The following is a 606-nucleotide window of genomic DNA, read 5'->3' on the forward strand; positions in this document are numbered from 1 at the left end:
CGCCGGCTCGACGGGCTGGAGGCGGCGCTGAAGCTGCGTCTGGTCGATCGCCGCGCCGATGGCGCCCGGCTGACGCCTGCCGGCCAGCGCCTCGCCGTGCTTGCGGAGCCGCTCGAAGCCCAAATCGCCAGCATCGAACGGGCGGCAGCGGCGCTGCGAGATGGCGGCCCGGCGAGCGTGCGCATCAGCGCCACCGAAACAATCATCGCCGATCGCCTCGCCCCCGCCCTGCCCCTGCTGTGGGCCACCCATCCCGACATTGCCATCACCCTGCAAAGCCAGGGCGCGGTCGTCAGCCTGGCGGGGCGCGAGGCGGACGTGGCGGTGCGCATGAGCCGCCCCGAAGGCAATGCCCTGATCGTCAAGGCGCTGCCGGCCGAGCAGGTGGCACTGTTTGTCAGCCCCCACTGGCTGGCTGGGCGCGATCCGGCCGCGATTGACCCGGCCCAGGGCCCGATCCTCGCCTATGACGACAGCTTCGGGCGCATCCCGGAAATGGCCTGGCTGGCCGGGCTGGGCCTGGCCGGCGCGGTGCGGCTGGCGACCGGATCGACGCGGGCGCTGCTCACCGCCACGCAGGCCGGGGCTGGCATCGGGCTTTTGCCG

1 protein-coding gene is annotated in these 606 nt (G+C 73.6%); it reads left to right on the plus strand.

The window, feature by feature from the left end; all coding sequences use genetic code 11:
* Positions 1 to 606: LysR family transcriptional regulator (locus tag GJ693_RS16555; protein ID WP_197042328.1), on the plus strand; the 606-nt coding region annotated here is incomplete at both ends.

Origin of the sequence: Sandarakinorhabdus oryzae (assembly GCF_009733735.1) — a bacterium.
Lineage (GTDB): Bacteria > Pseudomonadota > Alphaproteobacteria > Sphingomonadales > Sphingomonadaceae > Sandarakinorhabdus > Sandarakinorhabdus oryzae.